This window comes from Streptomyces sp. NPDC002403 (assembly GCF_053593015.1).
Genome location: NZ_JBSFBQ010000014.1, coordinates 87,516 through 114,076, shown reverse-complemented (window position 1 = coordinate 114,076; position 26,561 = coordinate 87,516). Strand labels below are relative to the sequence as shown.

At 69.9% G+C, this 26,561-nt stretch carries 28 protein-coding genes; 13 read left to right on the top strand and 15 right to left on the bottom strand.

Translation table 11 applies throughout. The features are described 5' to 3' along the window. Window positions 1–22: 22 nt before the first annotated feature. Window positions 23–778 (top strand): GntR family transcriptional regulator, encoded by a 756-nt coding sequence (locus tag ACWCPY_RS18055; RefSeq protein WP_451266028.1) that lies wholly within the window; start codon window positions 23–25, stop codon window positions 776–778. 533 nt (window positions 779–1,311) lie between these two features. Further along, complete coding sequence (locus ACWCPY_RS18050; RefSeq protein WP_451266026.1) at window positions 1,312–3,249, top strand: DNA/RNA helicase domain-containing protein; 1,938 nt, start codon at window positions 1,312–1,314, stop codon at window positions 3,247–3,249. Between the two features lie 298 nt (window positions 3,250–3,547). On the opposite strand, the gene ACWCPY_RS18045 is transcribed toward ACWCPY_RS18050, so the two are convergent. The 4 genes from ACWCPY_RS18045 to ACWCPY_RS18030 all read right to left on the bottom strand — a co-directional run bounded on the left by ACWCPY_RS18045 (window position 3,548) and on the right by ACWCPY_RS18030 (window position 7,423). After that, window positions 3,548–3,727 (bottom strand): hypothetical protein, encoded by a 180-nt coding sequence (locus tag ACWCPY_RS18045; RefSeq protein WP_451266024.1) that lies wholly within the window; start codon window positions 3,725–3,727, stop codon window positions 3,548–3,550. A gap of 1,132 nt (window positions 3,728–4,859) precedes the next feature. Beyond that, the gene (locus tag ACWCPY_RS18040) at window positions 4,860–6,086 is read right to left on the bottom strand and encodes a DNA sulfur modification protein DndB (RefSeq protein WP_451266022.1); all 1,227 of its coding nucleotides are present in this window, start codon (window positions 6,084–6,086) and stop codon (window positions 4,860–4,862) included. A gap of 297 nt (window positions 6,087–6,383) precedes the next feature. Further along, window positions 6,384–6,776 carry a hypothetical protein gene (locus ACWCPY_RS18035; protein ID WP_451266020.1) on the bottom strand — a complete coding sequence of 131 codons (393 nt, stop codon included), beginning with the start codon at window positions 6,774–6,776 and terminating at the stop codon, window positions 6,384–6,386. Continuing rightward, complete coding sequence (locus ACWCPY_RS18030) at window positions 6,773–7,423, bottom strand: AAA family ATPase (protein ID WP_451266018.1); 651 nt, start codon at window positions 7,421–7,423, stop codon at window positions 6,773–6,775. Before ACWCPY_RS18030 ends, ACWCPY_RS18035 begins: the two co-directional genes overlap by 4 nt. Window positions 7,424–7,558: 135 nt before the next feature. Between ACWCPY_RS18030 and ACWCPY_RS18025 the strand changes: the two genes are divergently transcribed. Together ACWCPY_RS18025 and ACWCPY_RS18020 are read left to right on the top strand one after the other, a co-directional pair. Further along, a complete protein-coding gene (locus ACWCPY_RS18025) occupies window positions 7,559–7,807 on the top strand; it encodes a hypothetical protein (RefSeq protein ID WP_451266016.1) in 249 nt (82 codons plus the stop codon). Further along, on the top strand, window positions 7,804–8,046 hold the full coding sequence (locus ACWCPY_RS18020) for a hypothetical protein (protein WP_451266014.1): 243 nt from the start codon (window positions 7,804–7,806) through the stop codon (window positions 8,044–8,046). The genes ACWCPY_RS18025 and ACWCPY_RS18020 overlap by 4 nt, the downstream gene beginning before the upstream one ends. 61 nt (window positions 8,047–8,107) lie before the next feature. Here ACWCPY_RS18020 and ACWCPY_RS18015 read toward each other — a convergent pair whose 3' ends face one another. After that, window positions 8,108–8,449, bottom strand: coding sequence for an SCO0607 family lipoprotein (locus ACWCPY_RS18015; protein ID WP_451266012.1), 342 nt, complete (start codon window positions 8,447–8,449; stop codon window positions 8,108–8,110). A gap of 124 nt (window positions 8,450–8,573) precedes the next feature. Further along, window positions 8,574–9,365: a hypothetical protein gene (locus tag ACWCPY_RS18010; protein ID WP_451266010.1), complete on the bottom strand. Its 792-nt coding sequence runs from the start codon at window positions 9,363–9,365 to the stop codon at window positions 8,574–8,576. 184 nt (window positions 9,366–9,549) lie between these two features. Between ACWCPY_RS18010 and ACWCPY_RS18005 the strand changes: the two genes are divergently transcribed. After that, window positions 9,550–10,560, top strand: coding sequence for a phosphotransferase family protein (locus ACWCPY_RS18005; RefSeq protein ID WP_451266008.1), 1,011 nt, complete (start codon window positions 9,550–9,552; stop codon window positions 10,558–10,560). Between the two features lie 24 nt (window positions 10,561–10,584). Here ACWCPY_RS18005 and ACWCPY_RS18000 read toward each other — a convergent pair whose 3' ends face one another. The 3 genes from ACWCPY_RS18000 to mshA form a co-directional block, all read right to left on the bottom strand. Then, the gene (locus ACWCPY_RS18000) at window positions 10,585–12,321 is read right to left on the bottom strand and encodes a glycosyl hydrolase family 28-related protein (RefSeq protein ID WP_451266113.1); all 1,737 of its coding nucleotides are present in this window, start codon (window positions 12,319–12,321) and stop codon (window positions 10,585–10,587) included. Window positions 12,322–12,441: 120 nt separating this feature from the next. Continuing rightward, on the bottom strand, window positions 12,442–12,984 hold the full coding sequence (locus ACWCPY_RS17995) for a YbjN domain-containing protein (protein WP_451266006.1): 543 nt from the start codon (window positions 12,982–12,984) through the stop codon (window positions 12,442–12,444). A 36-nt stretch (window positions 12,985–13,020) separates the two neighbouring features. Then, window positions 13,021–14,373 carry a D-inositol-3-phosphate glycosyltransferase gene (gene mshA / locus ACWCPY_RS17990; RefSeq protein WP_451266005.1) on the bottom strand — a complete coding sequence of 451 codons (1,353 nt, stop codon included), beginning with the start codon at window positions 14,371–14,373 and terminating at the stop codon, window positions 13,021–13,023. A gap of 182 nt (window positions 14,374–14,555) precedes the next feature. On the opposite strand from mshA, the gene ACWCPY_RS17985 reads away from it, so the two are divergent. The 3 genes from ACWCPY_RS17985 (at window position 14,556) to ACWCPY_RS17975 (ending at window position 18,408) form a co-directional block, all read left to right on the top strand. Further along, window positions 14,556–15,332 (top strand): class I SAM-dependent methyltransferase, encoded by a 777-nt coding sequence (locus ACWCPY_RS17985; RefSeq protein WP_451266003.1) that lies wholly within the window; start codon window positions 14,556–14,558, stop codon window positions 15,330–15,332. 271 nt (window positions 15,333–15,603) lie between these two features. Beyond that, complete coding sequence (locus tag ACWCPY_RS17980; protein WP_451266001.1) at window positions 15,604–16,680, top strand: NlpC/P60 family protein; 1,077 nt, start codon at window positions 15,604–15,606, stop codon at window positions 16,678–16,680. Window positions 16,681–17,034: 354 nt separating this feature from the next. Beyond that, window positions 17,035–18,408, top strand: a complete 1,374-nt coding sequence (locus ACWCPY_RS17975; protein WP_451265999.1) for a PP2C family protein-serine/threonine phosphatase — start codon at window positions 17,035–17,037, stop codon at window positions 18,406–18,408. Here ACWCPY_RS17975 and ACWCPY_RS17970 read toward each other — a convergent pair. From ACWCPY_RS17970 to ACWCPY_RS17955, 4 genes are all read right to left on the bottom strand, one after another. Further along, window positions 18,390–18,728 carry a DUF2516 family protein gene (locus ACWCPY_RS17970; protein WP_329818383.1) on the bottom strand — a complete coding sequence of 113 codons (339 nt, stop codon included), beginning with the start codon at window positions 18,726–18,728 and terminating at the stop codon, window positions 18,390–18,392. The genes ACWCPY_RS17975 and ACWCPY_RS17970 overlap by 19 nt on opposite strands. Window positions 18,729–18,875: 147 nt before the next feature. Then, a complete protein-coding gene (locus ACWCPY_RS17965; RefSeq protein ID WP_451265997.1) occupies window positions 18,876–19,532 on the bottom strand; it encodes a hypothetical protein in 657 nt (218 codons plus the stop codon). 27 nt (window positions 19,533–19,559) lie between these two features. Next, the gene (locus tag ACWCPY_RS17960; RefSeq protein ID WP_451265995.1) at window positions 19,560–20,102 is read right to left on the bottom strand and encodes a helix-turn-helix domain-containing protein; all 543 of its coding nucleotides are present in this window, start codon (window positions 20,100–20,102) and stop codon (window positions 19,560–19,562) included. Between the two features lie 157 nt (window positions 20,103–20,259). Next, window positions 20,260–20,847 (bottom strand): histidine phosphatase family protein, encoded by a 588-nt coding sequence (locus ACWCPY_RS17955; protein ID WP_451265993.1) that lies wholly within the window; start codon window positions 20,845–20,847, stop codon window positions 20,260–20,262. A gap of 115 nt (window positions 20,848–20,962) precedes the next feature. Here ACWCPY_RS17955 and ACWCPY_RS17950 point away from each other — a divergent pair, with 115 nt between their 5' ends. Then, window positions 20,963–21,484 (top strand): ATP-binding protein, encoded by a 522-nt coding sequence (locus ACWCPY_RS17950; protein WP_451265991.1) that lies wholly within the window; start codon window positions 20,963–20,965, stop codon window positions 21,482–21,484. 123 nt (window positions 21,485–21,607) lie between these two features. Further along, entirely contained in the window at window positions 21,608–22,687 is a 1,080-nt protein-coding gene (locus tag ACWCPY_RS17945; protein WP_451265989.1) for a MerR family transcriptional regulator, read from the top strand. Between the two features lie 102 nt (window positions 22,688–22,789). On the opposite strand, the gene ACWCPY_RS17940 is transcribed toward ACWCPY_RS17945, so the two are convergent. Further along, complete coding sequence (locus ACWCPY_RS17940; protein ID WP_451265987.1) at window positions 22,790–23,161, bottom strand: VOC family protein; 372 nt, start codon at window positions 23,159–23,161, stop codon at window positions 22,790–22,792. Window positions 23,162–23,378: 217 nt separating this feature from the next. Beyond that, window positions 23,379–23,729, bottom strand: coding sequence for a winged helix-turn-helix transcriptional regulator (locus ACWCPY_RS17935; protein WP_451265985.1), 351 nt, complete (start codon window positions 23,727–23,729; stop codon window positions 23,379–23,381). A 49-nt stretch (window positions 23,730–23,778) separates the two neighbouring features. Between ACWCPY_RS17935 and ACWCPY_RS17930 the strand changes: the two genes are divergently transcribed. The 3 genes from ACWCPY_RS17930 (at window position 23,779) to galE (ending at window position 26,490) form a co-directional block, all read left to right on the top strand. Next, window positions 23,779–24,666, top strand: coding sequence for an NAD(P)-dependent oxidoreductase (locus tag ACWCPY_RS17930; RefSeq protein ID WP_451265983.1), 888 nt, complete (start codon window positions 23,779–23,781; stop codon window positions 24,664–24,666). A 133-nt stretch (window positions 24,667–24,799) separates the two neighbouring features. Next, on the top strand, window positions 24,800–25,420 hold the full coding sequence (locus ACWCPY_RS17925) for a hypothetical protein (RefSeq protein WP_451265981.1): 621 nt from the start codon (window positions 24,800–24,802) through the stop codon (window positions 25,418–25,420). A gap of 71 nt (window positions 25,421–25,491) precedes the next feature. Continuing rightward, window positions 25,492–26,490: a UDP-glucose 4-epimerase GalE gene (gene galE, locus ACWCPY_RS17920; RefSeq protein ID WP_451265979.1), complete on the top strand. Its 999-nt coding sequence runs from the start codon at window positions 25,492–25,494 to the stop codon at window positions 26,488–26,490. Window positions 26,491–26,561 lie beyond the last annotated feature (71 nt).

The window sequence follows — 26,561 nt, the reverse complement described above, 5'->3', positions numbered from 1 at the left end:
GCTAGTGGACTAGATTTTCCATATGTCTGAGCAACCGCCGTACCTCCGCATCGCCGACGAACTCCGGCAGCGCATCGCGGAGCACGTCTGGGAACCGGGCGACCGTCTCCCATCCCGCGCCCAGATCGGCCAGGAGTGCGGCGTGGGCGAGAACGTGGTGCGCAGGGCACAGGAGTTACTGATCTCCCAAGGCGTGCTGGAAGGCCGGGCCGGATCGGGGACCTACGTCGCCGAGCCTCGGCAGCGCGTGAGAGTCGTCCGGTCATCGGCCCGTGAGCAGCCCAGTGGATCCCCGTTCCGCCAGGACATGAAGGCCCTTCGCCGACAGAGCGACTGGGAGAGCCGGACCGACGCGAAGGTGCCGGCCCCGGTGGAGATCGCGACGCGCCTCGGGATCGCCGAGGGCGAGCTGTGCGTCCGCACGACGTACGAGTTCCTTGCGGACGGGAAGCCGGTCCAGTTGTCGACGAGTTGGGAGCCGTACGCCGTCACTGGCGGAACCCTCGTCGTTCTCCCCGAGGGAGGGCCCCACGCGGGGGCCGGGGTCGTGAACCGCATGGCCGCGATCGGAGTCACCATCAGCCACGCGGTGGAGCAGCCAGAACCGAGGCACGCGACCGCCGAGGAAGCATCACTGCTCGGCATCCAGAAAGCCGCGCTCGTGACGCACATCCGGCGGACGTACTACAGCGACGAGGGCCGCCCCGTGGAGACGGCGGACATCGTGGTGCCCGCAGCGCACTGCGAGATCGTCTACGAGATCCCGATCAGCCGCTGACGAGCGGACCCCGGCAGCTCCAAAGCCGTGCCCCTTCCGTGCCCGACAGAGCGGGAAACCAGGGGGAACAGCGGTGACCAGCAGGGAACGGGCATGGCAAAGGCGCCCGACCATACGAACTGGTCACGCAGATCGGGCAGGGATCGCGGGGAACTGCGGCTGCTGACCGAGGCCACAGCCATCAGCCGCCGAAGTCGACGTCCCACAGGTCAGCCCCAAACTCACCCCACCCCTAAACAACGGGTTGGGGGCCCTGCCCACGCTTGCAGGTGACATCAAGCTCTAGGCGCGAACCGGCGCATGCATCGCCAGCCCTTGGTGGTTGAGTCTCGGCGGCGCGGAAGCGAGTCGGTGAGCTTACGCTCGGTCGCGTGTCCGGCCGCCGAGACGTTGACTGTACCTTCGGCTGAAGATCGCTTGTTGTCGTTCAGGGCTGCCGGGATACTCAGGCTCCTCTTGCAAACCAATAGAAGCGCTGACGAGTCCCTAGCCACATTAGGCCCCGGACGAGCGGCATTGAGGATGAGTGATGCATGGCTAGCGGGGGCACGTGGGCAGAGCTTGAGGCGTACTGGCCCGCCGAGGAGATGGTGCGAGACCGGGAGCGCCTCAGAGGCAAGATCGCTGAGTGCTACAAGGCTGCCCATCCGACGCAACAAGACCCCTCCGCAGGAGACATGACCTCGTGGAGTGAGAGTGTCTACGAGGTGGCGACAGCGCTCAAGGATCGAGGCCTCGGGCAAGTCTGGGTGTTCGTGGAGTACCGGGTGCACCCCCAGATGAACCCGATTGATGTTGTTCTGGCCGGCCACCACCCAGGTGGAGGGCTGAGTTTCGCCGCCATCGAGCTGAAGCAGTGGGGAAGCGTCGACCGGCCCGATCCCGCCCACGGCACAAAGGGCTTGTGTGCCGCATGCAAAAGGTCCACCACCGGACAGCTGTGTGACCTGTGCTCACTAGATCGGGTATACGCGCCGTTCTATTCGTCCCACAAGAAGCATCCGGCTGTGCAGGTTCGGGACAACGTGGAGGCGCTCAAGCGGCACCACAGCATGTTCGACGATCGCTATGTCCACCTCGTGGGTGCCTCGTATCTCCACAACCTCAAGGATTCACAGTCGCAGTGGATCAGCCAAGTCATGCCGTGTCCCGGCATCCGCACGTTCACTGCGCGCCATCCTGCGAAGCTGCGGGATTTCCTCCAGGCACACTTCAGCTCGGAGGACGGTGCCGATGCTGCCGAGGCGATGCTTGAGCGCCGAAGGTCAACAACGCTGCTGACCTCGGAGATCGGCTCGGTCGTCAACGGCTATACGCGCTTCAGTCTGGTGGAGAACCAACTCCAGGCAGTGAGCAGCATCATGGAATCGGCCCGTAAGCCATCTGTCGGCCTCAAGAAGGTCTACGTGGTCCGAGGACGGGCGGGTACCGGCAAGTCCCTAGTTGCTCTCACCTTGCTTGGCGACGCACTCAGGGACGGATTCGAGGCCCTCTTTGTCTCCGGAGGTGTGGCTTCTCGTGAGAACTTCAGGCGCGGGGCAAAGGGTCATGGAAAAAAGTTCATGACGCTAAACAAGGTCGCGGACAGCCTGAAACCCGACGAAATCGACATCTTGTTGTGTGACGAAGCGCATCGGCTCAGTGAACGCCCGATGAAAGGTTCGTTCTATATGAGGCCTGGTGAATCGTCCGTGGAAGTGATCGTCTCGCGGGCCAGGGTCCCCGTTTTCTTCATCGACGGCGATCAACGCCTGTTCGATGAAGAAGTGTGGTCCGAAGAACTACTCCTCGAAGAGATCATGAAGTTGCGGGCGGAAGTTGTGCCGATCGACTTCGATCGCCCCCTGCGTTCAGTCGGCAGTTCCACTTTCGACACCTGGGTGAAGCATCTGCTTCTAGGCAACCCTCTGCCCTGGCGAGCTGGCGACGGTACGGACTCGGACCCGTTCGAGTTGTACTACACCGACAGTGCGCCGCAGATGGAGAAGTTCTTGCAGTCCAAGTTGGACTCAGGTGCCAGCGCCCGCATGACCGCCGGCATGTGCTGGGAGTGGAGCGACACAACCGGGACGCAGCCGGATGTAGCCCCGGAACCGGGCTGGGCACGGCCTTGGAACGCGGAGGACTCGCCCCAGAGCGCCGATGTGCCGAAGCGCCATTTCTGGGCGACAGATCCGGGCGGCTTCAACCAGATCGGCTGCGTGCACACGGCTCAGGGGCTCGAGTACGAGTGGGGAGGCGTGATCATGGGGCTTGATCTCACATGGAGCGGAAGCTCCTGGCTTTTGGATCGGCAGCATGTGAAGAGCAAGGCCATCCGGATCAGCTCTGACGATGTCCTCACGCAGCGGATCCGCAATGCTTACGGGGTACTGATGACCCGGTCGATCCGGGGCACCGTGCTGTACGCAGTTGACCCGGCAACCCGGCAGCTTTTCGCCGATCTCGGCGTGCCCAATCTGTCAACCTGAAGCGCTCCAGAAGTAGTTAGCCGCAGAGGCGCCGCCGCGCCCTGAGCATCGGTCGGGCCGTTCCTGGGCCGTCCCTGGGCCGTCCGAGGTTGCTCAACGGCACCCGATAACGGCCAATGGCGACCACTCACCCCGAGGCGATCAGCGTCCCCACCTGCAAAAACCCTGGTCGTCGAGATCTCTCGCAAGACCCAGGGCAAGAAGAAGTAAGCAGAGCCGAAGAAGCCCCCCACCTGCGGGTTTTCCGCGTAGTGGGGGGCTTTTTCATGTGCTGGGCCGTCAGATGCTCAACAGGCCGTCAGGTGCGTCGGCTCCAGCGGCGGATGCGGATGTCGAGGACGATCAGCAGTGCCACGGGCACGGCGATCTCTGCGGGGGCGTCAGCCCAGAGGGCGAGTGCGCCGCCGGCCGTGCCGATGAGCGCGATCGGCAAGTCGCGCGAACAGACGTCGACAGTGATACCTGTGCGTGGGAGCATGGGCCTCCTCCTGAGGATGCGTTGCTACATCGATGGAGACAGGGCCGTTCCCGGGCAAGGGGAACGGCCCTGAATTGCGTTTGAACCCTATTCAGGGGGAAGCATTTCAGCAAGTTGCCAGGTGAGGGGCGTGAGAATTGAATGCAAGGCGTTTGGAAAGTAGTTTGCAGGTGCCCTTCGCGGACCCGACGCCCCTTCGCCGGACCAAGCCGACCTTCCGTGCATGCATGCACGTCGAGCGTGCATGCATGCACGCTCAGAAGGAAGTTGACGACGACTGAGTACCCAGCCCCACCGATAACAGTTGAGCGAAAGGCCAGCGCTTGGCCCGTTACTGCCATTAATAGCGACTCCTTAATCGTGAGTCCTTATCGCGACAGCCAATCGCCCTCTTATCGAGTCCTTCAGTTCCTCCGTTATTCGCCGCTTTACACATCCCCGCATCCATCCTTGCCAAAGATCTGTGCAACAGTCTTACGAGTGCGCTCCCGACTGGACGGCATCAGGTGCGCGTACACCCTCGGCGTCAGACCAGGCTCCGGATGCCCGAGGTACTCGGCCAGCGCCTTGACGTTCTCTCCGGGTGGGTCCGCAGTGCGCCGGCTGGAACGAACCGAGCGGACGCGTGCCGAGGTGCGGGAACACGTGCAGCCGTGGCTGCGAATCCATCGGACTTGCGTGTTGGGGCCGGCCCCCTTGCATGGACACCCGGCCCTCCGTGTACTGCCGCAAGGTGGTCCGGGCAGCGCGACGATCGATGTACTGGCCCCGTGCCACGTCCGCTTCGGTGTGGGCCGGCCACTGATTGCCAAGCCTCCTCTGTCGGTCCGGGAAGCTCTTCGACTTCTCCGTGCCGTCCGGACCGACCTGGCACGCGCGGTAGCAGGACCCGGAGCCGTAGCGCTCCGGCTTCACCTTGCGCGGCTTGCCGTCAGGGCGGGTCCCGGTCACGTACCACCGGTCCTCGGCCGGGAACCAGCAGGGAACCACGGAGGCTGAAGGACAGGACGCGCGAGAACGACTCCCGACCGATTCACCTGGTCGGGAGCCGTTCGTCTGCGGCGGGTGTGGGATGGGAAGCCATGGCCACATCGCTGCGACGACGGTTTTCAGGCCTTGTGCGAGAGCGAAGCTAGAACCGTCCGCGGATCTGCTTGCCCGTGTCGCTCTCCGGACGGTTCAGCGCGTCGTAGACCTTGTGGCCGGAGTCACGGGCACCGCCGGCCCAGGAGACGGCCCCCCTGTCGGTCACCTTGGCCGCGATTCCGCTCCAGTACTTCGCCTCGCGCTCCCACTCGATGCCCGCCAACAGCCGCTCCAGAGTGACCCCCTCGGGCATGGGGTCAGCACTCCAGGACATGCTGCGGTTCATGGTCGCCCCGAGGCCGGCCACGACGGCGGGGGCAGTGACGGCAGTCTTGGCGTGGAAGAGCGCGGCGTTCTCCTGGAGGAACGCGCCGACCGTCTCCATGACCTCGCGCTGGACGACGGCCTTGTCCGGACGGGCGCCGCTCTCGTCGGCGGGGATGTCCTCGTACTCGATACCGGTCGATGCGGCGTGAATGCCGGCCTTGCCGAGCATGGCTGTGGCGACGAGGGTCCGCAGAACCGACATCGTCATCCACTCCACGGCCTTGTCCGACACCTGGCGCTTGCCGGTGAGGATCAGGCTGGACAGAGGAAGCGTGCCTTCACCGCTCGGCACCTTCAGCGACTCCATCAGCTTGCGGGTCAGGGTGGTGCCGAAGTCGCGGCCGTCCATGGACATGGCCAAGGACTTGTCGACCGGAACGCCCTTCAGGTTGCGGTCGTGGAAGATCTGGCGGGCGGCCATGACGCTGATGCCGTGGAAGATCTCGAACGACAGCAGGATCGCACCGAAGTCGAAGTCCTCCAGGTCATAGGCACTCGGGGTGGCCTTGATCCGGTGCCAGGCGGTGACCTGAGTCTCGCTGTCGAGAGCGTAGAGGCCGTCCTTGATCGGCAGTGCCGACGAGCCGTCCTCGGAGATGACCAGTGGGCGTGGCGACCACAGCGTGATCTGTGGCAGCGACCAAGCGTCGTCGTACTCGCCTTTCAGGCCGGCCGCAATGTAGTCGGCGTACTCACCGACATTCTTGGCCTTCTTGCTGCCGGCGGTGCCGAGGAGCCGCTGGATCTCGGTGCGCGTGCGGGCGTACTCGCTGATCGGCCGTCCAGCCTTCAGGGCGCGCTTGGCGGCGTCCTCGATCTCCTGGGGGTCGTTGACGATGGCCATCAGGTTCTCGCAGTCGATGACGCCGTTCGCCATGACCCCCTGGCGGATCTCCCGGAGGTTGACGGGCAGGCCGGTGGTCACCGGTCTCAAAGGCGTGGGCATGATCAGGATCCCCCCTGTCGGGACGCCACTTTGACGGGTCGTCACTTTGCTGGAAGCTACCGGACGCACCGTCAGCTGGTCAACTGAGGTGGCGAGAATGCACGATAATTTACGCCTCAGTTGACGATTTTCATCTGCGGCGGATCTGAAGACCACTCCCCTGAGGCCGCGGTTGGCTCCTGCTGGTCGTATTGGCGTCCGCGGCAGAAAGGGGAGGTTCGTGCGGGAGTGAGCGTTGACCGGATCAGGCCACGACGATCGGCCTGCGTGTCCGACCGCGCTGCCAAGGCTTACGCATCAGATGGCTTCGAGGTCGCCGAGTTCGGCCGCGAGTGCCTCGTCGCGCATGCCCGGCAGGGCGTATCCCTCCGTCTCGTCCCACGGGACGTCGACGTCGTCCATGTGGACGTGCCACTCGGCTCCGCCGACTGTGCGGCGCAACTCGGTGAGGGAGTCGAGCACATGGGCTGTCACCGGCAGCCACCGTCCCGGGTCACCGCCCGGCAGTTTCGTGGAGCCGGCGAGGATCTCGTCGTCCTCGGCTTCGTCACCGCCGTACAGGTACAGGCCCTCCTCGTCGTCGTACGGGAACGTCTCCGCCCGGGCGGAGACGATGCGTTCGACAGCGGCCGACTCGGCGTCGGTCGGCGGCTGTGCCCGGCAGGCGCTGTAGTAGAGGGAGACGCTCATGGTCCGAGCGTATGGCCGGGGTCTGACATCAACGGCCCGTGCTGCCCCAACGCCCTTGCCACACGCCCCGGGAGGCCCGTCCAGGGGCGGCATTCGACCACCGGCAGTCCGTGCCGGGAGGCCTGCCGGGACAGCCAGTGCGAGTACGCGGCGCTGACTTGTGCCCGGTGGCGCTGTTCGCCGCTGCCGGGCTCCCTGGCGGCGTAGTTGGCGAGGATCTGTCCCGGGTCCTGTTCGTGCAGGAACACCGCCCGCACCCGGCGGCCGGCCGCCCGTCCCTCGCGGATCGCTTCCGCCGCGGCGGCCGGGGTGAGGTAGTCGCCCTCGATCACGGCGGGTACGTCGACGGTCAGGCGGTTGCGGACCACGCCCAGCAGCGCGGGTTCGAGGGCCCTGGCGGTGGCGATCTGAAGGTCCAGCACCTGCTCGACGGGGAGCCGTGCCGTGTCGGGGACGCCCTCGAAGTGGTGGAGCGCGGGGTGGTGTTCGGCCGTGGTCATGGCCTCGACGGCGCTGACGACGTCGTCGAACTCGACCACGAAACCCCTCGACTCGTCCGATTCGGCCGCCAGTTGGGCCGCCGCACGGCTCTTGCCGACGCCCGAGGCTCCACCGATCAGCAATATGTCCCATGATGTCGCTGTCACGGGACGAACGTATCGCGTGGGTTCCGTGTCCGCCGTCGGCGCCGGCGCTACGGTGACCCGAGTACCGGCCCTCGCAAGGGCGGAGCCGACCGGACGGGCCGTGCGGAGAGAGCAAGGAGAGCGGGGAGAGCAACCATGGGCGAGCCCCTGAAAACCTTCGTCGGCGGCGCAGAGGTCGACGTGCCCAACAGCATTCCGGCCATCCGGGCCACGCTGCCCGAGGAGCGCCGCGAGGAGTTCGACCGCGCCATCAACGAGGCGGGCGTGCACGAGATCCAGGCCGTGATGCGGCACTGGATGCTGGAGGCCGTACCCGACCCCGAGGCCGATCGGATCCTGGACCGGCTGGCACAGGACGAGGCCGAGAGGCGGAGCGTCGCTTGAGCTACCGCATCTCCTACGCACCGCCCGCCGACGACTCCCTGGCCAAGATGCGCGACGGCGGGAGATTCCGCGCCGAGATGGCACGCACCCTGGGCCTCGCCCCGTACGGACACGGGTCGTCGGCCGTCAAGAGCGAGCGCGACCGCCGCGAGGCGACGGTCGCCGGGGCGATCGTGCTCTATTACGTCTCCGGGACCGTCCTGACCGTCACCGTGGTGAGGCTCGTCCCGCTGCCCTGAACCGGCAGCGGGCCCGGCACGTCCCGGAGCGGACCGGCCGGACCGCCCCGGACGGCATGTCCTAGGAACCGGCGGGCACTTCGATGATGTTGCCCTTCTCGTCGACGGTGTGGGTCTGCCAGTAGACGTCCCACTTGTCGCCCACGTGCTCGGGGACCTTGCCCTTCGGGTACCGGACGTATCCCTTCGGCGGGTCCTCGCCGTCCGGCTGGCAGGCCGATCCGGTGCCCCCGACCGTCATGATCGGGTACTCCCCGCCGCCGCAGGTCGCGTCCTCGGTCGAGCATCCCGTGGTCAGCACCGCCACGGCCGCCACGGCCAAGGCAAGGCCCGCCGCGGTGCGGCCCGGGCGGCGCCCGTTCCTCGTGGACGCCACCCGGCCGAATCGACTGATCCCGTACATCGTCGCTCCTCCTGCTCGCTGGTCCCTCCAGCCTGCATGGAGCGTGAACAGCCGCTCATGAGTACGAATACTCACCGGCGGGGCGCCAGGTACTCGTATGCCCCACGTCCCGTATCCGCAGGTGTCAGGCCAGCTTCGCGGCCTGCGCCTCGACCACCGCGGTCGGCAGCTCGAAGTCCTTCACCTCACCGGCGAGCATGGCCATGTTCATCGAGGAGAACGAGGCGAACGAGGCGCCCTGGCGCAGGGCCACGAGCTTGAGCACCGCCTTCTCCCCGCCCTGTCCCAGCTGCACGGCCCAGGCAACCGCCTCCTCGCCGCCCTTGACCTGCTCCTCGGTGATCTTGAGGACCTTCTGCTTCTCGCCGGCCGCCGTGAACTCGAAGCCGCCGGCACACTCGGTGGACGCGGTGCGCAGCGCGGCGACCGACTCCTGTGCGCCCTTGCCGTCGTACGAACCGAGGGCCAGCTGCGTCGTCGTGATGTCGAACGCCGCCTTGAACGCCTCCTCCGCGTCCCCGCTGTCCTGCTTCGCCAGGTCGCCCTTCTTCGGCTCGCTGACGACCGTGCGCTTGGTGAACGCGCCCGGCTCGCCGACCTGCGCGCCCATCAGCGCGTTCGCCAGCGGGGCGCAGACCTTCTTCTCGACCTTGATGTCGTCGACGGAGATCGTGTCCTTGGCGGCGGCCTTGGAGATCTTCTGTCCCTTGACGTCGCCCTGGGTCAGCGCGGCCTTCTCCAGTTCGGCGGCGCTCAGCGCCTTGGCCGCGGGCGCGGCGGCCGCGGACTCCTTGCCCTTGGCGTCCGCCCCCTTGTCCCCGGAACCGGAGTCCGAGCCGCCGCAGGCGGTGGCGAGCAGGGCCAGGGACACCGCGGTGGCGGCAACTGCGGTACGTCGTACGGCGGTGGAACGCATGGTCCGGTCCGTCTCTATGAGCAGGGTCTTCGGTTTTGCTCACTCTATGAGCGGAAAATGGTTTGATGATCAATCAAGTCGGGCACGGGATGCGATCGTGACGACGCCGTGATCATCCTGTGAAGGCGCTGTCCGCGGCCGTCGCGATCCACACCGGGGCCCGACGGGGGGACACAATCGCTCCATGCAGGCAGACGGAACAACCTCAGCCGTACTCCGCTCCGTTGGACTGACCGAGGAACGGATCGCCCGGCACGCACCGCTCACCGGAGGCACCTTCAACACGGTCTCCCGGGTGACGCTCACGGACGGCGGCGACTGGGTGGTGAAGATACCGCCGCCCGCGACACCCGGAACCCTGATGGGCTACGAGCGCGATCTGCTGGTCAACGAGGCCACGTTCCACGCCTGTGCGGACGGTTCGGCTCCGGTCCCCCGCGTCCTGCACAGCGAGTTCGACCCGGCCGCGCCCACCGGCCCGTACGTGATCATGTCGGCCTGTCCGGGCCGCCCCTGGAGCGAGTTCGCTCCCGGCTCGCTGTCCACCGCGGAAGAGCGCCTGCTCCGCGGCGACCTGGGGCGGATCGTCGCCCGGCTGCACGCCGTCACCACCCGGGACGGCTTCGGCTATCCCTCCCTGGCGGTGGGCCCGTTGGCCCCGACCTGGCGGCAGGCGTTCGCCGCGATGACCGACGCCGTCCTCGCCGACGCGGACACCTACCGGGCCCGGTTGCCGCGCCCGACGGCCGCTGTCCGCGCGCTGCTCGCCGCCGCGTCGCCCGTCCTCGACGACGTCGCACGACCCGCCCTGGTCCACTTCGACCTGTGGCAGGGCAACCTCCTCGTCGACGGCGGGCCGGGGGCACGGAGCATCGGCGGGATCGTCGACGGCGAGCGGATGTTCTGGGGCGACCCGGTCGCCGACTTCGTGTCGCTCGCCCTGTTCGGGAACGTGGAGGAGGACGAGGACTTCCTCGCCGGGTACGCGCAGGGCAGCGGGCAGCCGGTGGTGTTCGACGCGTCGGTGCGGCTGCGGCTCGCGCTCTACCGCTGCTACCTCTACCTGATCATGCTGGTGGAGACCGTCCCGCGACGCGCTCCCCGGGAGGACCTGGACCGGACGTGGACGCATGTCGCCCCGCAGCTCGAATCGGCCCTGGCGGACGTGGAGTCGGCGCTGCGCACCGGGAACTGAGCGCAGCGCCCGCCGCCCTCGCCCTCAGCCGGCCAGCGCCCGCTGGGCCTCGTACAGATTGGGCGGCCAAACCGCCTCCGGTGTGCCGTACGCCTCCAGCCGGGTGTGCAGATCGCCGGTGAAGTCGGGGACGTCGATCTGGTCGAACTCCGTCACCTCGCTGATGCCGACCGTCGCGCTGTACGGGGCGAGTCCGTCGATCCGCACCAGGCCCGCCCGGCCGTTGGTGACCCGGATGTTCCAGTGCGTGAAGCGGGCCCCGAAGAGCGGCCCCGCGCTCGCGTCGCCGCCGTGCCGCCCGTTGTTCTCGACCGTGATGTCGGTGCGGACGTTGGCGAACGGCATCCCCCGGTGCGAGTCGAACGTCCCCATCTCCATCACGCCGCGCGACCAGACATTGCCGCTGGACAGGCCCTCGACGTTGATGCCGTGCAGCTGCGTCCCGGCGGGCGCCGGTACGGTGCGCCGCTCGATGGTGAAGTCCTCGATCAGGTTGTCGTGCGAGCCCTCGCGGCAGTAGTACGGATGGTGCGAGCCACGGCCCGCGACCTTCGTACGGCGCAGGGTGCAGGCGGAGGCGGCGACCAGTCCGAAGCCGTTGTCGACGTGGCGGACGGTGATGTCGTCGGCCCAGCAGTCGTACGCGCACTGGAACGCGACCCCGTTGTACCCCTTGTCCAGCAGATGCGGCGACTGCGGGGTCTCGACCGCTTCGAGCGTGAGGCCCTCGACGCCGGAGCCGGTGAGCGGGGTGACGAGGGTGGTCAGCCGCGGATCCCACTCGGGCCGGACGTCGAGCGGGAGCGGGCGCTCCAGCGTGACCCGGTGGCCGTGCACGGAGGTGACGCGGACCGGCCACTCGTAGGGGACGTACGAGGTCAGCTTGGTCTTGTCGTCCCAGTAGTACGCCCCGGGGCCGGGGCCGCCGCCCGCCATGTGCTCCAGGAGCGTGTGGCCGGCGTCGTCGGCGAGGCGGAGCAGGACGAGTCCGCCGCGCCGCAGCCCCGTCGGGTCGTCGACGGTGACCGAGCGGTCGCCGCGGCGCGCGGGGGCGACGGCGGTCAGGGTCCGCCACTCGTCGCGGCGGTTGCCGGTCCAGCCCTCGAAGGGCCAGGACCTCGCCCTGATCGCGTCGGTGAGCGAGGCCCAACGGTCCTTCGGGCAGAGCCAGATGAGGCCGCCGGCCCAGGACCAGCTGGACTTGTCGCCGCCGTACCGGCTGCCGTACGCGCCGATCAGCTCGGTGAGGTTCCTGGTCGCGTACAGCCTGGTGCGCCCGCTGCCCGCGCCGCGCACCACCACGTCGCTGTGGCCGATCCGGATGATGTCGTCGATGCGGTACGTGCCTTCGGGGACGAGCACCGTGCCGCCGCCGCGTTCTCCGGCGTCGGCGATGGCCCGGTTGATCGCGGGGGCGGCGTCGGCGGAACCGTCGGGCTTCGCGCCGTAGCGCCGGACGTCGGCGACGAAGCCGCGTCCGGTGCGGCGGGGCGGGCGGGAGCCGCCGCGGTGGCCGGCCCGGCCGACGAACGGGATCTGCGGATGGGTGAACGGTGCGGCGGCGAACTCCCGCCAGAGCGGGGTGGCCGTACGGGGCCCCACTCCGGCCGCCCGGCCCCCGGCGGCCGCCGTGCCGCTGGCGGTGGTGCCGGTGACCGCCGTCGCGGCGACGGCCACGGCGCCGGCCAGCAGGCCGCGTCTGCCGATGCTTCCCCCGGCCGTCTCGGCCGCCTTGCTCGCGTTGACCGCGTTGATCGCCATGAATCCGAGCCGCCTTTCATCCATGTGAACGACGTTCATATCTGCGTCGGCGGCGAGCATGCCACGGCGCCCCGGCTCGACGAAAGGGGCGTGCACCGGGGAATGTCCGTGCGGGGTCGGTCAGTTGCCGCGCTCGGCCGGACGCTGGGTCAGGTGTGTGAACGCGTCGAGGTTCCGGGTGGATTCACCGCGCGCCACCCGCCACTCGTACTCCTTGCGGATCGAGCTCGCGAAGCCCAGCTCCAGCAGGGTGTTGAAGGACCCGTCGGCCGCTTCGAGGACCGTGCCGAGCAGCCGGTCCAGCTCCTGCGGGGTGACCACGGAGAGCGGCAGCTTGCCGACCAGATAGATGTCGCCGAGCCCGTCGATCGCGTAACTCACGCCGAAGAGGCGGAGGTTGCGCTCCAGCAGCCAGCGGTGGACCGCGGCGTCGTTCTCGTCCGGGTGGCGCACGACGAAGGCGTTGAGGGAGAGCGAGTGCTTGCCGACGCGCAGCGAGCAGGTGGTGGACAGCTTGCGCGTGCCGGGGAGCGCGACCACGTAGTCACCCGGCGCGGGGCTCTCCCATTCGAGCCCGGCGTCCTTCAGAGTCGCCTCGATGACCTGCGCGACCTGCGTCGTCGCCGCTTCGGTCGGTGCCGCTCCGTCGGGTACGTCAGCCATGGTGCGAGCGTACGTCAGGCAGGGAACGGGCGTCCGTCAGGCATGCAGCGAGCGTACGCGGCGGCGGTGTTCGTGCATCGCGGCCGTGTACACGTCGGCGGTCGCGGAGGCGGCGGTGTCCCAGCCGAAGCCCTGGGCATGAGCGGCGGCCGCCGCTCCCATCCGGGCGACCAGTTCCGGCGAATCGGCGAACCGGGCCAGCGCCCGCGCGTACGCCTGCGGGTCGTGCCCGGGTATCAGGAAGCCGCTGACCCCGTCCCGCACCGCCACCGGGAGACCGCCCACGGCCGCCGCGACGACGGGGGTGCCCGCCGCCTGCGCCTCTATGGCGACCAGGCCGAAGGACTCGCTGTGCGAGGGCATGACCAGCACGGAAGCGGCCCGGAACCAGTCGGCGAGCTGCTCCTGCCCGACCGGCGGCTGGAACCGTACGACATCGGCGATGCCCAGCCGCGCCGCCAGCTTCTGCAGCTCCTCCGGCTTGGCCAGCCCGCTGCCGCTCGGACCGCCGACGACCGGCACGACGATCCGGGAGCGCAGCGTGGGGTCGCGGTCCAGCAGTGCGGCGACCGCCCGCAGCAGCACGTCGGGGGCCTTCAGCGGCTGGATGCGGCCCGCGAAGAGCGGGATCAGGGCGTCCTTCGGCAGTCCGAGGCGCGCCCGTGCCGCGGCCCGCCCGTCGGCGGGGCTGAAGCGGTCCAGGTTGACCCCGGGGTGGACGACGGCGACGGAGCCGGGATCCGCGTCGTAGAAGCGGACGAGTTCGTCCGCCTCCTCGGCGGTGTTGGCGATCAGCCGGTTCGCCGCGTCGACGATCTGGGTCTCGCCGATGACGCGGGCCGCCGGCTCGGGGGTGTCGCCCGCCGCGAGCGCCGCGTTCTTGACCTTCGCCATGGTGTGCATGGCGTGGACGAGCGGGACGCCCCAGCGCTGGGCGGCGAGCCAGCCGACGTGGCCGGAGAGCCAGTAGTGGGAGTGGACGAGGTCGTAGTAGCCGGGGCGCTGGCCGGCCCACGCCTGCATCACGCCGTGCGTGAAGGCGCAGAGCTGGGCGGGCAGCTCCTCCTTGGCCAGGCCCTCGTACGGCCCCGCGTCCACGTGCCGGACCAGGACGCCGGGGGCCAGCTCGACCACCGGGGGGAGCCCGCCGGTGGTGGACCGGGTGAAGATCTCGACCTCGATGTTGATCGCGGCGAGGCGCCTGGCCAGCTCCACGATGTAGACGTTCATGCCGCCCGCGTCGCCCGTGCCCGGCTGGTGCAGCGGTGAGGTGTGCACGGAGAGCATCGCGATACGACGGGGCTTTCGGTGGCCGCCGGGGAACGCGGCGGGGAACCTGAGGCGCGGTGCGACACGGCTGCTGCCGCGCCGGGAGACGTACTGACTCACGTCGTCCGGTCCTCCTCATCCAGGGCATGACACCTAAGGGACCCGAGCCCCTGCGAACGGCTGCAACAGCGGAATCTCTCCTTTCATTTCCGCTTTACCAAATCATTACGGTGCGCGCGCCGCACCCCGGCGGCCCCCGGGCGGGCACCGCCCCCTGCCGGGAGATCGTTACGCTCGCTGTCATGCGCCCCATCGGCACCGCGACCCGCGGGACCACCAACCCGAACCGGCTCCGCCGCATGGACCGCTGGATCGCCGCCACCCACGGCCCGGCCCTGCGCCGCGCCGACCACCCCGTCGCCGTCGACCTCGGGTACGGCGCCGCGCCCTGGACCGCCGTCGAGCTGCTGCAGCGGCTGCGCACCGCCGAACCGCGCACGTCCGTGGTCGGCATCGAGATCGACCCGGAGCGGGTCGCGGCGGCGAAGCCGTACGAGCGCGAGGGCCTGACCTTCCTGCACGGCGGCTTCGAGATCCCGCTCCCCGAGCGCCCCGACCTCATCCGGGCGGCGAATGTGCTGCGCCAGTACGACGAGGGCGAGGTCACCGCGGTCTGGCAGCGACTGTGCGCCCGCCTCGCGCCGGACGGGCTGCTGGTGGAGGGCACCTGCGACGAGATCGGGCGCCGGCACGTCTGGGTGGCGCTCGGCCCGGAGGGTCCGCGCACGGTCACGTTCGCGACCCGGCTCGCCTCCCTGGACCGCCCCTCCGACCTCGCGGAGCGCCTGCCCAAGGCACTGATCCACCGCAATGTGCCGGGCGAGCCGGTCCACGCGTTCCTGCGCGACTTCGACCGGGCGTGGGCCGCCGCGGCCCCGTACGCCTCGCTGGGCGCCCGGCAGCGCTGGATCACGGCGGTGCGGTCGCTGTCGGGCGACTGGCCGCTGGCCGACGGCGTACGGCGGTGGCGCCAGGGCGAAGTCACGGTGAAGTGGGACGCCCTCCGGCCCAACCGGTAGCCCAACTCGCGCTGAACAGAACCGGCCGGGTGATGTCCGGGGCGGCGGACGGGAACGGGAACGCGGCATCGTTCGTCCAGACAGGGGGGAGCAGGGGGCGGCAAGGGGCGGCAGGGGGATCCAGGGGAGCGGGCGGGGCGGGGGACGCGACCCGTACGACCGTCAGGACAGCGGGCGTGCGCCTCTGTTGCTTTTCGGTACGGCATGGCACGATCTCGACATCGGCGAAAAGTTACTGACGGTAAATCAGATTCATTCGGAGGGGAATCTCGTGAACCGACGTCACTGTGCCTCAGCCGCGATCACTCTGGTCTGCGCGCTGTCCGTACTCATCACGCCGGTCCAGGCCTTCGCCGAGCCCGCGCCGCCATCCCCCTCCGACGTGCGGTCCGACTCCCGGTCCAAGGCCCCGAAGAAGAGCCTCGAAGAGGTGCGCAAGGAGATCGACGCCCTCTACCGCAAGGCCGGGGCGGCCACCGACGCGTACAACCTCGCCGAGGAGAAGGCCGAGAAGCAGTCCGTCGAGATCGTGAAGCTGGCACGCGCCATAGTCGTGGGCCAGTCGAAGATCGCCGAACTGAAGAGCCAGGCCGGCGCCCAGGCCCGCGAGCAGTACCGCAGCGGCGGGCTGCCGCCCGGCGCCCAGTTCATGCTCAGCGACGACCCGCAGCTGTTCCTGGACGGGGTGAACCGGGTCAGGGAGGGCCAGCAGGCCGCCCAGGGCGTGCTCGGCGAACTGACCAGGACCCAGCAGGACCTGGAGACGTACACCGAGGACGCGAGCACCAACTGGACGAAGCTCGAAGCCAATCGGGTCAAGCAGGCCAAGGCCAAGAAGAAGATCAACGCGCAGATCGACGCGGCGAAGAAACTGGAGTCGCAGCTCAAGAAGGAGGAGCGGGCCCGCCTGCTCAAGCTGGAGCAGGAGGCCGAGTACAAGCAGCAGACGGCCTGGCTCAGCTCCGGCGCCCTGAAGGACATCAACCGCGAGGCGAGCGCGAGCGGCAAGAAGGCGGTGGCCTTCGCGACCGCGCAGATAGGCAAGCCGTACGTCTGGGGCGCCGAGGGCCCCAAGTCGTACGACTGCTCGGGGCTCACGTCACAGGCCTGGCTGGCGGCGGGGCGGCCGATCCCCCGCACCTCGCAGGAGCAGTGGCGGCTGCTGCCACACATCGCCATCAAGGACATGCGCCCCGGCGACCTGATCATCTACCACGGTGACGCCAGTCACGTGGGCATGTACGTCGGCGACGGTGCGATCGTGCACGCCCCGCGCCCCGGCCGCAACGTCACGCTGGCGGGCGCGGGCTCGATGCAGATCCTCGGCGTCGTACGTCCGGACAAGTAGACCCGGCCCGGACGAGCGGTCCCGGACCGGACCGAGCCCGTCCGGCGACCGGGGACAGAACGCCCCGGGCGCCCCGGGACGCCTCGCCCAACACCCCGCACCGCCACGGGCGTGACCCGCGCCACCCGCCGCCCACCACCCCACGTGACCTTTGTCATGCCCGCATACCCGCCCCCACCCCGGCACATCTCGCCGGATCCGTGACCTGACGCGGCTTATGGCTGTGCATATGCCGGAGGCCGATCGCGGAACGCCATTCCGTTCCCCCGCCACGGACCGCTATCGTCCCCGTCTGGCAGGTCGTCGATCGTCGTCCCGCCGCGCCCTCGGGGGGAGGGAAGGAAACCCGAACCGATGCCCGTACCCGAACCGCAGCCAGGTACCGAAGCCGCTGCGGAGGCCTCCCACGGCACCGTCCTCACCCTGCTGGTGATCGAGGACGACCCGGCGGGCACCTTCACCGTCCCCGAGCTCCCGGCCGAGGCCGGCACGAGGGTGCGTATCCGCACCGCCCGCAACCTGACCGAGGCGGGCCGGCTCCTCACCGACGACGTCGACTGCGTCCTGCTGGACCTCGCCCTGCCCACCGGCGGCGAGGCCCGTGCCTCCGGCGCCGGGAACGCGGGAGAGGCCGACGGACTCGCCACCCTGGAGCACGTGCTGCGGATCGCCCCGCGCCACGCCGTCCTCGCGCTCACGGCACAGGACGACACCGAGCTGGCCGCCGCGGCGGTACGGGTCGGCGCCCAGGACTACCTCTGCCGCGACGAACTCGACGGACGGCTGCTCAGCCGCGCCATCCGGTACGCCGTCGAGCGCAAGCGCGCCGACGTCGCCCAGCGCCGGCTCACCGAGTCCACCCTGCGCGCCCAGGAGAACGCCCGCCTCGAACGCGGCCTGCTCCCCACCCCGCTGCTCGAAGGCTCCGACCTGCGCTTCGCGGCCCGCTACCGCCCCGGCCGCAGCCGCGCGCTGCTCGGCGGGGACTTCTACGACACGGTCCGCACACCCGACGGCACCGTCCACGTGATGATCGGCGACGTCTGCGGGCACGGCCCCGACGAGGCGGCGCTCGGCGTGGAACTGCGCATCGCGTGGCGGGCGTTGACCCTGGCCGGGCTCTGCGGCGACGAACTGCTCTCCACCCTCCAGCAGGTCCTGGAGCACGAGCGGGAGAGCGAGGAGATCTTCGCGACGCTCTGCACCGTCGACATCGCCCCCGACGGCCGCCGCGCCGGGCTCTGCCTGGCGGGCCACCCCGCCCCGCTGATCGCCCGGCCCGGACGGACCGCGCACCTGCTCCCGTACGAGGACGGCGGACCGGCCCTGGGCCTGCTGCCCCGCGCCCGGTGGCCGCGCCGGCAGGTGGAGCTCGGCGGCTCCTGGAGCCTGATGATGTACACGGACGGGCTGATCGAGGGGCGCGTGGGCGAGTCCGGCACCCAGCGGCTGGGCCAGGACGGCATGGTCGCGATGATCAACCGGCAGCTGGCGGAGGGCCTCACCGGCGAGGACCTCCTGGAGGCCGCGGTCACCCAGGTGCGGGAGCTGAACGGCGGCGAACTCACCGACGACGTCGCGGTCCTCCTGCTCGACCGCGACGAGGAACGCGTACGCCGCCGGATCCCGAACGGCGACCGGGGCCGGAGCATCCCTCGCCCCCGCCCCGGATCGGCACCACCCACGGCCTCCGTGAGCGCCGCGAACGCTCAGCGCCCGCCGTTGTAGGGCCCGTACGGCCCGTCACTGCTGGAGCCGCCGCGCCGGCCGCCGCCACCGCCCGAGACCGCCTGGAGCGCGGGCCGCACGTCCACCAGGAAGACGATGGAGGCGACGGCGCCCGCGAGCTGCAGGAACAGCATCGGTACGAAGAGGTTCACGGCGACGGTGATACCGAGGATGAGCAGCCAGAAGGACTTCTTCTGCTTGTCCGCGGCCCGGTAGGCGTCCTCACGGGCCATCGCGGCCATGACCAGTGCGACCACGGCCAGCACCAGCATGACCATGTAGAGCAGCCAGACGAGTGTGCTGAATCCTGTGAGCAACATGGTGTGTGCACCGCCTAATAAGTGGATGAGCGCCTCGCGGCCAAGGTACCGGGACAACGAGCCGGACACTCCTGAAGGTGCCCGGCCCGCGCCCCGCTACACACAACGGCGCCACGGCACCGCCCGGGGTGCCGTGGCGCCGGGGTACTACTTCGCGCCCGGCGGAGTGGTCTTCTTCGCGGCGGGCTTGCGCGCGGGCGCCTTCCGGACGGGCGCGGCCGGGGCCTTGCTCTCCGGCTTGGCGGCCTTCGGCGCGGGCTTCGGAGCCGGCTTCGACGCGGGCGCGGCCTTCGGCTGGCCGGGCCTGCCGGCCGGTGCGGTCCTGGTGCTGCCCGCCGGCCTGGACTCCTTGCGCGGCTCGACGACGACGGCGATCTCGACGATCTCCTCGGCGGTCTCGCCGCGCCAGTGCTTCACGGTCTGCTCGCCGCGCTCGGCGACCTTCTCGTACGTCTCCCGGGCCCGCACCGCGTACTCCGCGGCCACGCCCAGACTCCGCAGCGCCAGGTCCTGCGCGTTCTCGCCCAGCTTCCGCAGGTCGCTGTCGAAGGATCCGATCACCTCGGTGACCTTGGCCTGGACGGTGGCCTGCGCCTCCTTGGCCTGCGAGGCCACCTTCTCCTGAACGGCCTTGGGGTCGGTGTTGCGCACGGCCTCGATACGCTCCGGCGCCTCGGCACGCAGCTGCTCGATCAGCGCCGGGACCTTGCGCGCCTGCTCGACGGCGAGATCGGCCGTACCGGCGGCGAAGTAGAGGGGGGTCGGGTCGGTGAGGGTCTTGCGCAGGTCATCGGTGATGGCCATGACTGTGGTCCTCCCGGATCATCAGACTCAGTGTGAGGGTTCTTCTGGCGTTGAAGGCGTCGAAGACTTCGGAGCCTTCGAGGGCTTTGGAGGGGTGGAAGGAGTGGAAGGAGCTGACGGCTTCGAAGCCTTCGAAAGCCTCGAAGCCGCGTCGGCACCGGCGTCCGGCCCCGGTTCGCCGCCGGTCCCCGATCCGGCCGCGACGCCGGATTCAGGTCCGGGCTCGAACCCGTTCTCCCTGCGGAAGGAGTCGTAGATCTGCAGCAGGACACTCTTCTGCCGCTCGTTTATGGACGGGTCGGCCAGAATGACCGCCCGCGTCTCCAGCTCCTCCCGCTCCCGCTCGTCCAGAATCCCGGCCCGTACGTAAAGGGTCTCGGCGGAGATCCGCAGCGCCTTGGCGACCTGCTGCAACACCTCGGCGCTCGGCTTGCGCAGCCCGCGCTCGATCTGGCTGAGGTAGGGATTGGACACCCCGGCGGCATCGGCGAGCTGCCGCAGCGACAGCTGCGCGTTGCGCCGCTGCTCGCGCAGGTACTCACCGAGATTGCCGACGTTGAGTGATGCCATGTCCCGATGGTGCGCCACCCTTGCTAACTTTTGCAAGCAGGCGCTTGCAAAAGTGCGCCACACCACTCGCCCGGCCCCGTACGACGCGCGGTGAGCGGCGCCATCCGTCCCCTGTGACGACACATGTGACGCGGCGGGCTGCTGCCACGGACTGCCGCTACGGGACGTTCCAGGCGGAGATGAACGGCTGCCCGTCCTCGGCGGCCAGGAAACCGAGAGCCCCCGGATGCGGGTGGCCGAGCAGTCTGGCGGCCGGCGCGTCCAGGCCCAGCCAGCGCACGGTGAGCACTCGCGCCAGATGGCCGTGAGCGACCACGGCGACGTCGCCGTCGCCCAGCAGCGGCCGGATCCGGTCCAGTACCGCGTCGATCCGCGCGGCCACCTGTTCGAGCCGCTCACCGGGATGGTCGGCGTCGCCGGGAATGACGCCGTCCCGCCACAGGTCCCATCCCGGGCGCGTCTCACGGATCTGCGCCGCGGTCAGGCCCTCGTACCCGCCGTAGTCCCACTCCATCAGGTCGGGATCGGGCCTCACGCCGGTCAGGCCCGCCAGCTCGGCCGTCCGCATGGCGCGGCTCAGGGGACTGCTGAACACGGCGACCGGCGGGCGTCGGGCCAGCCTCGGGGCGAGTGCTTCCGCCGCGGCCTCACCGGCCTCGGTCAGCGGAACATCGGTGCGGCCGGCGTGCCGGCCCGAAAGGCTCCACTCGGTCTGGCCGTGCCTGATCAATATCAACTCACCCATGGCCGCGCACGCTAACCGATCCCGGGAGAACGCCGGAGCCGTATTGGACTTCTGCCCCGCCCGTTCCCGCAGCCGCGGCCACGGGCCCGGCCGCACAGCGCTAGCGTGGGTGCACATGATCGTATGGCTCAACGGCACCCACGGCGCGGGCAAGACGACGACCAGTGCGCTCGTACAGCAACTGATCCCGGATTCACGGGTGTTCGACGCCGAGAAGGTCGGCGAGACACTCATGGACATCACGCCGGGGCTGCCCTGGACGGGCAACTTCCAGCACTGGCCGCCGTGGCGGCCACTCGTCGTCGAGACCGCCCGCCACGTACTCGACTACACCGGCGGCACGCTGGTGATGCCCATGACCGTCCTGGTCGAGGAGTACTGGCGCGAGATCAGCGCGGGCCTCGCCCGGCATGACATTCCGGTACGGCACTTCGTTCTCCACGCCGACCAGGACACCCTTCGCGGGCGCATCGAAGGGGACACCGTCATGGGCCCCTCCGCGTTCCGCCTCGAATACCTCGAACCCTATGCCGAGGCGGCCCGCACCTGGCTGCACGACGAGGCCGAGGTCGTCGACACCACGCACCTCACACCCGACCGGGTCGCCCTGCGGATCGCGGAGGCCGTCAGGAGCTGAGGTCCGCCTGCCTCGCGAGGAGCAGGCAGAGAGGGCGGCGGAGCCCTTGGTTGACCTTCACCCTGGGGAAAGCCACAGCATCGGTGGGGCCGGGCGACGTGCCTGGTACGAGGAGGAACGGGCATGGGGCTGCTGACCATCGGGGCGTTCGCGAAGACGTCCCGGCTGTCGCCGAAGGCACTGCGTCTGTACGACGAGCTCGGTCTGCTGACCCCCACGCGCGTCGACCCGGTGAGCGGCTACCGCCTCTACGCGCCGGAACTGCTGGAGCGGGCCCGGCTGGTCGCCTGGCTCCGGCGCCTGGGGATGCCCCTGGCCCGTATCCAGCAGGTCTGCACGCTGGAGCCGGCCGCGGCGGCACAGGAGGTCCGCGCGTTCTGGGCTCAGGTCGAGGCCGACACCGCCGTACGGCGGGACCTCGCCTCCTTCCTCATCGGCCATCTTTCCTGGAAGGACCCCGCCATGTCCGCGACCACCGAGCCCCTGGGAATCCGTTACGCCGCCCTTTCCGACAGGGGCCTCGTCCGCGAGAGCAACCAGGACACCGCCTACGCCGGATCGCGCCTGCTCGCCGTCGCCGACGGCTTCGGCAGCGCGGGGGCCCCGGCCGGTGCGGCCGCCATCGACGCGCTCAAGCGCCTCGAAACCGGCGGTGTCCCGTCGGGTGAGCTCCTCAACGTCCTCGAAGACGCCGTCGAACAGGCCAAGCAGGCCGTCAACGGCGTCGCCGGACCCGGCTCCCCGTCCGAAGAGGCCGGCACCACGCTCACCGCGATGCTGTGGACCGGATCGCAACTGGCCCTCGTCCACATCGGGGACTCCCGCGCGCACCTCCTGCGTGACGGCGAGCTGTTCCAGATCACGCACGATCACACCGTGGCGCAGTCGATGGTCGACGAGGGACGCATCAGCCCGGAGGAGGCCGACTCCCACCCCCAGCGGTCGCTGTTGATACGGGCCCTGGGCCATGGCGCCGACGGCACCCCCGACATGCGCCTCCACGACGCCCGGCGGGGAGACCGGTACCTGCTCTGCTCCGACGGCCTGTCGACCGTCGTGCGGACCGGGGAGATCCGCCGGGTGCTCCGCGAGACCCAGGAGCCCGAGCAGGCGGTCCGCGAGCTCGTCGCCCTCGCCAACGGCTCCGGCGGCCCGGACAATGTCAGCTGCGTGGTCGCCGACGTCGTGGAGCTCCAGCGGTAGGAGCGGACGCCGTGCACTGAACATCGCGCTGCCTGCGGTGGGGTGGGGCGTCGACCGGGCATCGACCGCCGGCCCCTCCCGCCCGACCGCAGGCGCCACGGGTCAGCCCTGGCAGATGCAGAAGGGATGACCGGCCGGATCGGTGAGGACCCGTGCCCGGCCCGCCTCGTGGGGCTGGTGATCCGGCTTGCCCGCGCCCAGCTCCAGCAGCCGGGCCTCGGCCTCGTCCAGGTCCGCGACGTCGAAGCAGAGGTGGAGCTGCTGGGGGACGGTCTGGTCGGGCCAGCGCGGGGCCCGGTAGCCGTCGACCCGTTGAAAGCCGATGAAGAGGCCGTCCTCACGGTCGAGGCCCGCGAAGTCGGCGTCCGACTTCGGGTGGGGTTCGAAGCCGGTGGCCTGCTGGTAGAACGCCGCCAGGGCCGGCGGATCAGGGCAGTCGAGCGTGATCGCGACCAACTTCATCTGCAGGGACATGGCGCCTCCGGCCGGCCTGTGGACTTCGGACTTCCGCGACGAACACCCTAGGGCGCAGGCTCACCCGGCGTGGGCATCGGCGCAGGCCGCGCCACCTCCGGCAGCCACTTTTTTGTGGGTACTTGGCGGCGGACGGCAACGGGGCGAACCTGGTGAGGGGCGGCCGGAGGGCCGCCGGATCCGGCCGGACGGGACACGGGGGTGGCGAGGCGGTGAATCAGGAGGTCGGCCGGTCCTCGGTGAGTTTCTCCAGACGACGGTGGCCCCAGTCGGAGACGGGCGCCAGCGCCTCGGAGAGGTCCCGGCCGAACGCGGTCAGGGAGTACTCGGTCCTCAGCGGGAGCTCGTCGTACACCTCGCGGTGCACCAGTTCGTCGGCCTCCATCTCGCGGAGCGCCTGAGTCAGCACCTTCTCGCTGAGCCCCGGCAGCCGCCGGCGCAGTTCGCCGGGGCGGTGCGGGCCGGACTCCAGCAGCCAGAGCAGGGCCGTCTTCCACTTTCCGTCGATCACCGCGATCGCGGCGGTCACCCCGCACACATTCGGGTCCTGGGCACGACTGCGCACCATTTCCGCCCCTTTTCCTACTGATTACCCATATACATAAGGGAGTTGAGCCATGTCCTCGTACACCGAGCAGTCCGCCGTCACCGTACTCGGCCTGGGGCCGATGGGCCGGGCCCTGGCGGGCGCGTTCCTCGACGCCGGCCTGCGCACCACGGTCTGGAACCGGACACCCGGCCGGGACCGGGAGCTCGTCGAGCGGGGAGCCGTCGGTGCCCGGTCGGCCGAGGAGGCGGTCGCCGCGAGCCCGCTGACCGTGATCTGCGTGGTGAACCACGACGCCGTGGACGCCGTTCTGCGGCGCGAGGCGGTCGCCGACGCGCTCAAGGGCCGTACGGTGAGCAGCCTGACCGCCGACACCCCGGCCCGCGCCCGGAACCTCGCGGCGTGGGCGGCGGAGCACGGTATCGGCTATCTGGACGGTGCGATCATGACGCCGGCCACGACCATCGGCACGCCGGCCGCGGTCCTGCTCCACAGCGGCCCGCAGAAGCTCTACCGCGAGCACCGGCCGGTGCTGGACGCGCTGGGCGGCACCCATACCCACCTCGGCGAGGAGATCGGCCGGGCCGCCGCGTACGACATCGCGCTGCTCGACATCTTCTGGACGGCGATGGCGGGTTACGCCCACGCGCTGGCGGTCGCACGGGCGGAGGGGATCACCGCACGGCAGCTGGCCCCGTTCGCCATGGGCATCGGCGCCATCCTCCCGCCGATCTTCGAGGAGACCGCGGCCGAGGTGGACGGCGGAAGGTACCCCGGCGACGGCAACCCGCTCACCTCGGCGGCGTCCTCCATGGCCCATATCGTCCACACCTCCGAGGCCCACGGCATCGACGCCGCCGTGATGCGCGCGGCCGAGGAGCTGGCCCGCCGGGCCATCGGCCACGGTCACGGCACCGACGGATTCCTCCGGATCACCGAGCTCCTGAGCCGCCGCTGAGGAACCTCCGTCGCAGTCCGGGCCCCGGGCAGGGCCGGACGCCGGGCAGGGTCCACCGCGCGTACCCGGCCGGGGCGGACCCCGACTCTGGGTAACGTATCCGGAAATATCCCCATGCCGGAGACGGATCCCCATGGCTGACGACAGGGACGACGAGAGCGCGGCCACGAGCCCCACGGCGCGGGGTCGGGGGCTCGGGCGCGGGCTCGTGCACGACGGGGCCTTTGTGGTGCCGAGGACCGCCGTGATCGCGGGCGGCGGAGCACTGGCCGTCTGGGAGCCCGCGTTCACGCTCGGCGCCTACAACGTCATCTTCTACTACCAGATGCTCACCCTCTGGGCGGTGTCGACGGCCGTGCTGCTGGCCGGTTTCCTGATGCGCGAGCGCGGGCCGCGCCACGGCTGGGTGTACTGGGCCTGCCTGGCGCTGCCCAGCGCCTGGCTCGTCCTCGCCGCCGTCGTGCCGCGCACCGGCAACTGGCAGGACGAGGCGTTCTTCCTGGTCGGCGGCATCATCAGCGTCATCGGCACCCCGCTGTTGACCTGGGTGCTCCTCCAGCTCCTGCTGTTCGGGGAGTCGGAGCTCTCCGCGGGCCAGCGCAGGACGGTCATCGGTGTCGTCGCGCTCGTCGGCGTACTGGCCTTCCTGCTCGGCCAGTTCAACGACATCTTCCTCACCTGCGGGGACTTCGACATCAGCGGCAACAGCGTCCCCTCCGGCTGCCGGCCGGGCCATGCCTCACCGCTCGGCTGACCCGGCACCGCCGATGGGATCCGGGGCGTCCCGTTACGATCGCCGCAGGTTCCCAGAGAGGCAGGCACGGCATGAAGGTCCTGATCGCCGGAGGCGCGGGGTACATCGGCAGCACGGTCGCGTCCGCCTGCTCGGACGCCGGGATCACCCCCGTCGTCCTCGACAACCTGGTCACCGGCAGGCGGGAGTTCGCACAGGGCCGGGCCTTCCACGAGGGCGACATCGCGGACGGCCCCCTGATCGACCGGATCTTCGCCGAGCACCCGGACATCGAGGCCGTCGTCCACTGTGCGGCGCTGATCGTGGTCCCCGATTCGGTCGCCGACCCGGTCGGCTACTACCGGGCGAACGTGGCCAAGTCCCTGGAGTTCGCCGGCCATCTGCTGCGCAACGGCTGCACCCGCATGATCTTCAGCTCGTCCGCCTCCATCTACGCCGCCGGTGCGGATCTGACCGTCGACGAGGACTCCCCCGTCGACCCGCAGAGCCCGTACGCGCGCACCAAGGCGGTGTGCGAGGCGATGTTCGCCGACATCGCCGCCACCCAGCCGCTCCGGGTGCTGTCCCTGCGCTACTTCAACCCGATCGGTGCGGACCCGAAGCTGCGCACCGGGCTCCAGCTACGGCGTCCGAGCCATGCCCTGGGCAAGATGATCCAGGCTCAGGAGGAGGGCGTTCCGTTCCGGGTCACCGGGACCGGCTACCCCACGCGCGACGGTTCCGGCATCCGGGACTACGTCCATGTCTGGGACCTGGCCGCCGCGCACGTGGCCGCGCTCGGCGCCTTCGACGACGTCCTGCCGGAGGCCGGCTCCACCACCGTCAACCTGGGCACCGGCACGGGCACCACCGTGCGCGAACTCCTCGACGCCTTCAACGAGGTGGTCGACACCCCCGTGCCGTCCGTCGACGCCGAAGCCCGGCCGGGCGACAACGCGGGGGCGTACACCCGGAGCGACCGGGCGGAGCGGCTGCTGGGATGGCGGCCGCGGTACTCGCTGGCGGAGGGCATCCGCCACTCCCTGGAGTGGGCCGCCGTCCGCGAGGACATGCTCGGCGGCCCCGCGTAGGCCCACAGATCCCTGCGCCCACCGGGGATCAGCGGCTCCGTACGCCCGCCGGGGATCGGGGGACAGCCCTT